General features: G+C 70.6%; 10 protein-coding genes. 7 read left to right on the plus strand and 3 right to left on the minus strand.

Going from position 1 to position 8,294, the window contains the following annotated elements:
* Positions 1 to 131: 131 nt before the first annotated feature.
* Positions 132 to 1,139: a tryptophan--tRNA ligase gene (locus ACFQBR_RS10915; RefSeq protein WP_267946302.1), complete on the plus strand. Its 1,008-nt coding sequence runs from the start codon at positions 132 to 134 to the stop codon at positions 1,137 to 1,139.
* 49 nt (positions 1,140 to 1,188) lie between these two features.
* On the opposite strand, the gene ACFQBR_RS10920 is transcribed toward ACFQBR_RS10915, so the two are convergent.
* Both ACFQBR_RS10920 and ACFQBR_RS10925 read right to left on the minus strand, forming a co-directional pair.
* A complete protein-coding gene (locus ACFQBR_RS10920) occupies positions 1,189 to 1,767 on the minus strand; it encodes an isochorismatase family protein (RefSeq protein WP_344184535.1) in 579 nt (192 codons plus the stop codon).
* A gap of 67 nt (positions 1,768 to 1,834) precedes the next feature.
* A complete protein-coding gene (locus ACFQBR_RS10925; RefSeq protein ID WP_344184534.1) occupies positions 1,835 to 3,136 on the minus strand; it encodes a nicotinate phosphoribosyltransferase in 1,302 nt (433 codons plus the stop codon).
* Between the two features lie 131 nt (positions 3,137 to 3,267).
* Between ACFQBR_RS10925 and ACFQBR_RS10930 the strand changes: the two genes are divergently transcribed.
* The 6 genes from ACFQBR_RS10930 to rdgB all read left to right on the plus strand — a co-directional run bounded on the left by ACFQBR_RS10930 (position 3,268) and on the right by rdgB (position 7,553).
* Complete coding sequence (locus ACFQBR_RS10930) at positions 3,268 to 3,690, plus strand: M67 family metallopeptidase (RefSeq protein WP_267946298.1); 423 nt, start codon at positions 3,268 to 3,270, stop codon at positions 3,688 to 3,690.
* 95 nt (positions 3,691 to 3,785) lie between these two features.
* Entirely contained in the window at positions 3,786 to 4,064 is a 279-nt protein-coding gene (locus ACFQBR_RS10935) for a MoaD/ThiS family protein (protein WP_267946297.1), read from the plus strand.
* 7 nt (positions 4,065 to 4,071) lie between these two features.
* The gene (locus ACFQBR_RS10940) at positions 4,072 to 5,019 is read left to right on the plus strand and encodes a PLP-dependent cysteine synthase family protein (protein ID WP_344184533.1); all 948 of its coding nucleotides are present in this window, start codon (positions 4,072 to 4,074) and stop codon (positions 5,017 to 5,019) included.
* A gap of 310 nt (positions 5,020 to 5,329) precedes the next feature.
* Positions 5,330 to 6,082, plus strand: coding sequence for an MBL fold metallo-hydrolase (locus tag ACFQBR_RS10945; protein ID WP_267946295.1), 753 nt, complete (start codon positions 5,330 to 5,332; stop codon positions 6,080 to 6,082).
* Between the two features lie 89 nt (positions 6,083 to 6,171).
* Positions 6,172 to 6,891: a ribonuclease PH gene (gene rph, locus ACFQBR_RS10950; RefSeq protein ID WP_344184532.1), complete on the plus strand. Its 720-nt coding sequence runs from the start codon at positions 6,172 to 6,174 to the stop codon at positions 6,889 to 6,891.
* A 56-nt stretch (positions 6,892 to 6,947) separates the two neighbouring features.
* Positions 6,948 to 7,553 carry an RdgB/HAM1 family non-canonical purine NTP pyrophosphatase gene (gene rdgB, locus ACFQBR_RS10955; protein ID WP_267946293.1) on the plus strand — a complete coding sequence of 202 codons (606 nt, stop codon included), beginning with the start codon at positions 6,948 to 6,950 and terminating at the stop codon, positions 7,551 to 7,553.
* Positions 7,554 to 8,062: 509 nt separating this feature from the next.
* Here the strand turns inward: rdgB and ACFQBR_RS10960 are convergent.
* Positions 8,063 to 8,294 (minus strand): hypothetical protein (locus ACFQBR_RS10960; RefSeq protein WP_378553065.1); only part of this gene is annotated, 232 nt, incomplete at its 5' end.

The following is an 8,294-nucleotide window of genomic DNA, read 5'->3' on the forward strand; positions in this document are numbered from 1 at the left end:
CGGGGGCCCGGGGCATGCGCCCCGGGCCCCCGGACACCACACCGGCCCGGAGGGGGAGGGGTCCGGTCCGGGGACGGCCGCCGGGAGGACCTGTACGGGGGAGCGCCCCCGAACGCCGCTAGGCTGAGGACATGGCAGCGAACACCTACCTGACCGGCATCAAGCCCACCGGGGAATTCCACCTGGGCAACTACGTCGGCGCGATCAAGCCCGCCCTGGCCGCGGCCCGTGAGTACGACACGTACTACTTCGTCGCGGACTACCACGCGCTCAACACCGTCAAGGACGCGGCCGAGCTCCGCCACAGCATCCGGTCGGGCGCTGCCACCTGGCTCGCGTGCGGCCTCGACCCCGAGCGCACGGTCGTCTACCAGCAGTCCAAGGTCCCCGAGACCTTCGAGCTCACCACCATCCTGAGCGCCCTCACCCCCAAGGGCCTCATGAACCGCGCGCACGCCTACAAGGCCGCGCGGGACCGCAACACCGCGGCCGGGAACAGCGACCTGGACGCCGGGATCAACATGGGGCTGTACAACTACCCCATCCTCATGGCCGCCGACATCCTGGTCATGGAGGGCACGCACGTGCCGGTCGGCCGCGACCAGTCCCAGCACATCGAGTACACGGCCGACATCGCCGGGTACTTCAACCACCGCTTCGGCGAGGGGTACTCCTTCCCGGTCCCCAAGGGCGTCATCGACGAGGGCGACGGCAGCATCCTGCCCGGCACCGACGGCCGCAAGATGAGCAAGTCCTACGACAACCACATCCCGCTGTTCCTGCCGGAGAACAAGCTCAAGAAGGCCATCCGCCGCATCCCCACCGACTCCACCCCCGTGGAGGACCCCAAGGACGCCGACGGCTCGGTGCCCTTCCAGCTCCTGGCCCACTTCGCCGACGCCGACAAGGTCGCCGACGTCCGGCGGCGGCTGGAGGCCGGCGGCATGGGCTGGGGCGAGCTCAAGAACGAGCTGTTCGAGGCGGTCAACGCCGAACTCGGCCCCAAGCGCGAGCGCTACGACCAGCTGATGGACGACCCCTCCGAGATCGACGCGATCCTGGAGGCCGGTTCCGCGCGCGCCCGCGAGCGTGCGCGCGCCACGATCGACCGGGTGCGCGCCGCCGTCGGCGTCGCCTGAGGCGCGACAGGACACGGGGGCGGCGCTCCGCGCCGCCCCCGCCCGTGCGTCAGCCCACCAGCGGCTCGCCCTCCAGCTCCACCCCGGCCGCGCGCAGCCGCTCCAGCGCGGTCGTCACGGTGTCCCCGGACACACCCGCGGTGAGGCCGAGCAGGACCCGCGTGCGCAGGCCCGCGGCAGCCGCGTCCACCGCCGTCGCGCGGACGCAGTGGTCGGTGGCGATCCCCACCACGTCCACCTCGTCCACCCCCCGTTCGCGCAGCCAGTCGGCCAGCCGGGTCGTCCCGTCCCCCGCGGTCCCCTCGAAACCGCTGTAGGCCGCCGTGTACAGCCCCTTGCTGAACACCTCCTCGGCCAGCGAGGCGTCGAACTCCGGATGGAACTCGGCCCCCGGAGTCCCCACTTCGCAGTGCCGGGGCCAGCTGTCCACGAAGTCCGGGTTCTCGGAGAAGTGCGGTCCCGGGTCGATGTGGTAGTCGCGGGTCGCCACCACGTGGTCGTAGGAGTCGGCGTTGGCCCGGGCGTGGTCGGTGACGGCGGCCGCCGTCCGCTCGCCGCCCCTCACCCCCAGGCTCCCGCCCTCGCAGAAGTCGTTCTGGATGTCCACCACGATGAGTGCCCTGGTCATCCCGGCACCCCTTTCTCGCGTCTGTCGGTCAGGTCTCGGAACTCAGGGGCCGGTCTCCCGGAACGGCTCAGTGGAAGACCGTCGGCAGCGCGGCCTCGCCCCGCGACATCCGGAGCGCCTGCTCGGGAAGCTCGGAGACCGTCGCGCGGTGCCGCTCCCTCGCGTCGTGGACGCTCTCCTGTCCCACCACGACGCCCTCGGACACCAGGGGCCGCAGCAGCGGACGCAACCCCACGCCCGAAGACGGGTCATGGGGGAACACCTCCTCCGCCACGGCGGTCCCCTTGTCGTCCAGGCGTCGCGACGCCCACTTGCGGCCGCCCCGGCTGGGCTTGCCCACCGAGCGCTTGGCCACCGGTTCCAGAGGGGCGTCCGGCTCCAGGCCGCGGGCCCGCGCCACCAGCTTGTACACGAGGGACACCGTCGGCGCCCCCGACCCCGTCACCAGAGAGGTACCCACCCCGTAACCGTTCACGGGCGCCACGGCCAGGGCCAGGATCGAGTACTCGTCCAGGTCGCCGGTCACCACGATGCGGGTCCCGGTCGCGCCCAGGGCGTCCAGCTGTGCGCGCACCCGGGAGGCGGTCGCGCCGAGGTCGCCGGAGTCGATGCGCACCGCGCCCAGCTCCGGGCCGGCCAGTTCCACGGCGGTGGCCACCGCCCGCTCCACGTCGAACGTGTCCACGAGCAGTGTCGTCCCCGTGCCCATGGACTCCAACTGGGCCTTGAACGCGTGTCTCTCGCTGTCGTGCAGGAGCGTGAACGCGTGCGCCGCGGTGCCGCCGGTCGGCACCCCGTAGGTGCGCCCCGCCTCGAGGTTGGAGGAGGTGGCGAACCCGCCCACGTACGCGGCGCGCGCCGCGGCGACGGCCGACCGCTCGTGCGTGCGGCGCGAGCCCATCTCGATCAGGGGGCGGTCGCCCGCCGCGGCCGACATCCGGCTGGCGGCGGAGGCGATGGCGCTGTCGTGGTTGTACACCGACAGCGCCAGGGTCTCCAGGATCACGGCCTCGGCGAAGGTGCCCTCGACCACGAGGATGGGGGAGCCGGGGAAGTACGCCTCCCCCTCGCCGTAGCCCCACACGTTCCCGGAGAACCGGTAGTCGGCCAGCCACGCGAGCGTGCGGTCGTCCACCACCCCGTTGTCGGACAGGAAGTCCAGTTCCCCGGTGTCGAACCTGAACCTCTCCAGGAGGTCGAGGAAGCGGCCGGTCCCGGAGACGATCCCGTACCGCCGCCCCTCGGGGAGGCGCCGGGCGAACATCTCGAACACCGACCGACGCGGGGCGGCGCCGCTGTGCAGGGCCCCCTGGAGCATCGTCAGTTCGTAGTGGTCGGTGAGCAGCGCGCTGCTGCTGTCGTCGCTCATGGGCACGAGCCTAATCCGTGTGCGATGGGCCACGGAGGCCGCCCCACCAGCCCCGGAACGGCGGGGGCTCCCGGGCCCGCTAACAATACCCATTCGGTTGGTAGGGAACAGGATGCGGGTACCCTGGTCGCATGCTGAGGATTGATCGCTCGATCTACGACAAGATCGTCTCCCACGCCCGTCGCGACCACCCGGACGAGGCGTGCGGCGTCGTGGCCGGACCCGAGAAGTCCGACCGCCCCGAGCGGTTCATCGAGATGGCCAACGCGGAGCGGTCACCGACCTTCTACCGGTTCGACTCCCTCGAACAGCTCAAGGTCTGGCGGGAGATGGACGACCGGGACGAGGAGCCCGTCGTGATCTACCACTCCCACACCGCCACCGAGGCCTACCCCTCGCGCACCGACATCTCCTACGCCTCCGAGCCCGGCGCGCACTACGTGCTCGTCTCCACCCGTGAGCCGGACACCGTCGAGTTCCGGTCCTACCGGATCGTCGACGGCGAGGTCACCGAGGAGCCGGTGGAGATCACCGGTACGGGCGCCGGCCAGTAGGCGCCGCGTCTCGCGGGCCCCGCCCCGGAATGGCCGCGAGACGTCCCCTGTTGGAAATGAACGCACACCAACCACCGCGAAGGAAGTCACTCTTCATGGCCATCGAGGTCCGCATCCCCACCATCCTGCGCAACCTGACCGACGACGCCAAGGTCGTCGAGGGGTCCGGCGCCACCCTCGAAGAGCTGTTCACCGACCTGGACGGCCGCTACCCGGGCATCGGCGAGCGCCTGGTGGAGGACGGCAAGCTGCGCCGCTTCATCAACGTGTACCTCAACGACGAGGACGTGCGTTTCGTCGGCGGCCTGAAGGCGGAGCTCTCCGACGGCGACAGCGTCACCGTCCTGCCGGCCGTCGCCGGCGGAAGCCGCTAGGCCGGGCATGCGCTACGACTCCCTGCTCGACTCCCTCGGGGGCACGCCGCTCGTCGGCCTGCCGAGCCTCTCGCCCTCGCCCCGGGTCCGGCTCTGGGCCAAGCTGGAGGACCGCAACCCCACGGGCTCGATCAAGGACCGCACCGCGTTCTTCATGATCGAGCAGGCAGAGAAGGACGGCCTGCTGTCCCCCGGCTGCACCATCCTGGAGCCGACCTCGGGGAACACCGGCATCTCGCTGGCGATGGTCGCCAAGCTGCGCGGCTACCGCATGGTCTGCGTCATGCCGGAGAACACGTCGGCGGAGCGCAGGCAGCTGCTCGCCATGTGGGGGGCCGAGGTCCACTACTCCGAGGCGGCGGGCGGGTCCAACGAGGCCGTCCGCGTCGCCAAGGAGATGGCGAAGGAGCACCCGGACTGGGTGATGCTCTACCAGTACGGCAACCCGGCGAACACGCGGGCCCACTACGAGACCACAGGCCCCGAGATCCTCGCCGACCTGCCGGGGATCACCCACTTCGTGGCCGGTCTCGGTACCACCGGGACCCTCATGGGAGCGGGGCGCTACCTGCGCGAGCAGCGGCCCGACGTCCGGATCGTCGCGGCCGAGCCCCGGTACGGCGAGCTGGTGTACGGGCTGCGCAACCTCGACGAGGGCTTCGTCCCGGAACTGTACGACGAGTCGGTGCTCACCACCCGCTTCTCGGTCCCGGCCGAGGCGGCGCTCCGGCGCACCCGCGAGCTCCTCGACCGGGAGGGCATCTTCGCCGGGATCTCCACCGGCGGAGCCCTGCACGCCGCGATGGGCGTGGCCGCGAAGGCGGAGAAGGCGGGCGAACGCGCCGACATCGCCTTCGTCATCGCCGACGCGGGGTGGAAGTACCTGTCCACCGGCGCCTACGAGGGCACCCTGGAGGAGGCGGAGGACCGGCTCGACGGCCAGCTCTGGGCCTGAGTCGTCCGACGCCTCCCGGACCTGAAGGCGGTGGGGGCCGGCACCCGCGATGGGTGCCGGCCCTCTTGCTGTTCTGAACACGCCCGAAACACGCCCTGAACAAACAAGACAGAAAGCGTCAAAGTGTGTGAAAAATTCACACGTGACCGAGGTCGCGTGAGACGCGGGCCACATTTTGTACCACCCGGGCGGGCATTGGGGTAGACCCGTAACAACGGGACATCCGCAGAACCAGCCGCCATCCGCACTCCTCACCACACGCCTGGGGTGCCACGGACGCCGCGCGGCCCATCGAGAAGGCGACGACGACGTGCGACTCACGATTATCGGGTCCTCGGGGAGCTTCCCCGGGCCGGACAGCCCGGCCTCCTGTTACATGCTGGAGGCGGACGGCTACCGCCTCCTGCTCGACATGGGCAACGGCGCGCTCGGAGCACTCCAGCGGTACATCGACATCTACTCCGTCGACGCCGTCTACCTGAGCCATCTGCATGCCGACCACTGCTTCGACCTGTGCTCCTACTGGGTGGCGAGGATGTTCCACCCCGAGGGCGCCAAGCCCCGCATCCCGGTCTACGGGCCCAGGGGCGTGGCCGACCGCGTCGCGGAGGCGTACGGGCTCGAACCGGACCCGGGCATGACCGAGGTCTTCGACTTCCACGAGCTCGTCCCCGGCGCCCTGGAGATCGGCCCCTTCACCGCCCGGGTCGACTACGTCAACCACCCGGTGGAGGCCTTCGGCATCCGCCTGGAGCACGGCGGCGCGTCCATGGCCTACTCGGGGGACACCGGCGTCTGCGACTCCCTGGTCGAACTCGCGACCGACACCGACCTCTTCCTGTGCGAGGCGGCCTTCCAGGACCACCTGGAACACCCCAAGGACATGCACCTGACGGGCAGCGAGGCGGGCGACCACGCCAACCGCGCGAGGGCCCGCGAACTGCTCCTCACCCACCTCGTGCCGTGGAACGACGACGAGGTCACCCTCGCCGAGGCCAGCTCCACCTTCGCGGGGCCGATCGGCCTGGCCCGCAGCGGCCAGGTGCACGCGATCGGCGGCTGACCGGCCGGCGGGACGCGGCGGGAGTCCCACAGGAGGGGCATTCGTGCCCACCAGCACCGCCGGACCCTCCTCGGATATACGCTCTTGGCATGGCCCGACCTGACGGACGCGTTCCGACCCAACTCCGCCCCGTGACGATCACCCGCAACTGGCTGCGCCAGGCGGAGGGCTCCGCACTCATCGAGTTCGGGGACACCCGCGTACTGTGCGCCGCCACAGTCGAGGACGGGGTCCCCCGCTGGCGCCGGGGCACCGGCGAGGGGTGGGTCACCGCCGAGTACGCGATGCTGCCCCGCGCCACCGACACCCGCGGGGCGCGGGAGTCGGTCCGCGGGAAGATCGGCGGCCGCACCCACGAGATCTCCCGCCTGATCGGCCGCTCCCTGCGCGCCGTCGTGGACTTCAAGGCGATGGGCGAGCACACCATCACCCTGGACTGCGACGTCCTCCAGGCGGACGGGGGGACCCGCACCGCCGCCATCACCGGCGCGTACGTGGCGCTGGCCGACGCCATGAAGTACCTGCGCAAGCGCCGCAAGCTCAAGAACAACCCGCTGACCGGCTCCCTGTCGGCCGTCAGCGTCGGCGTGGTCCAGGGCCAGCCCAGGCTGGACCTGAACTACCTGGAGGACTCGGTCGCCCAGACCGACATGAACGTCGTCCTCACCGGGGACGGCAGGTTCGTCGAGGTGCAGGGGACCGCCGAGGGGGAGCCGTTCGACCGGGACCTCCTCAACCAGCTGCTCGACCTCGCCGCCGCCGGCTGCGAGGAACTGACCGCGATCCAGAAGAAGGCACTGGCCGAGTGACACCGATGAACAGCGTCGGCACCCGTATCGGCGGTGTCCCCGGAGGAGGGGGAACCGTGAAGCTCGTACTGGCCACACGCAACGCCAAGAAGGTTCCGGAGATGCGCGCGATCCTGGCCGAGGCCGGCCTGGACGCGGAGGTGCTGTCGCTCGACGCCTTCCCGGACGCGCCCGAGGTGCCCGAGACGGAGCCCTCGTTCATCGGGAACGCACTGCTGAAGGCGCGCGCGATCGCCGCGCACACGGGGCTCCCCGCCGTCGCCGACGACTCCGGACTGGCCGTCGACGAGCTGAGGGGGATGCCCGGGGTGCTCTCCGCCCGCTGGGCGGGCCGCTTCGGCGAGGGGGACCAGGACCGGGCCAACCTCGACCTCGTCCTCGACCAGCTGGCGGACACCCCGGCGGAGCGCCGCGGCGGTGAGTTCGTGTGCGCGGCCGTGCTGGTGATGCCCGACGGGACCGAGGTGGTCGCCGAAGGGGTGCTCCGCGGCAGGCTGGCGCGCGAGCGCCGGGGGGAGCACGGCTTCGGGTACGACCCGGTCTTCATCCCCGAGGGGGAGACGCGCACCACGGCGGAGCTCACCCCGGAGGAGAAGAACGCGATCAGCCACCGGGGGATCGCCTTCCGGCAGCTGGCCAAGGACCTGGCGGACATGGTCTGATCCCCGCCGGTCCCGTGCTGACGAGGGGCGGCGCCCGGGCTTGCGGCCCGTGCGCCGCCTCCGTCGTTCCGGGGCCGCGGGGCCGCTGCCGGGGCCGCGCACAGGTGCGGGCTCCGCCGCAGAAAAAACTCGGCCCCCTGTGTTTGGCCGCGGGTGTGCAGGGGCAGGACAGTCCTTGCCTGACAAGCAAGCCGTGACAGACACACGATCCCGAGGATCGGGTGGTCCGGCAGGCGCGGACCAGCGGGCGGGCCCGAGGGGGCCGGCCGACGCGGAACGCTCGTGGACATCGGGTTCCCCCCGGACACGGGCCGGTTTGACGCCACCGGGGTAGTTGCCTACACTCGATCGAGTCGCTGCGGGACGGCGAGGATCCTTCTTCGGATCACTCGGAACCGGGCCGCGATCTGACAATCCTCCTCCTGAGTGCCTTGGTCCGAGCATGTGCTCGGAGCGTGTAGGCTCAGGGAGTTGCCTCGAAAGAGGGAAAACCGGGTTCTTTATCCCGATCAGGTGCGCAGAAAAACCTCAGGGTTTGGAAGCGCAAATGCGAAAAACCGCCGATTTGGCGGGGCGCGGAACACCTGATAAAGTAAAGACACAACAAAGCGGAAACGCAGACGCCTTCCACGGAAGAGCAGACGGCCGGAACGGCTGGCGCTTGTACGGGAAGAGCGGTTGTTTCTTGAGAACTCAACAGCGCGTGTTTGATTTTCTTTAAGCCATGTTTGTTTTGGCCCC

Origin of the sequence: Nocardiopsis tropica, assembly GCF_042660575.1 — a bacterium.
Taxonomy (GTDB): Bacteria; Actinomycetota; Actinomycetes; order Streptosporangiales; family Streptosporangiaceae; genus Nocardiopsis; species Nocardiopsis tropica.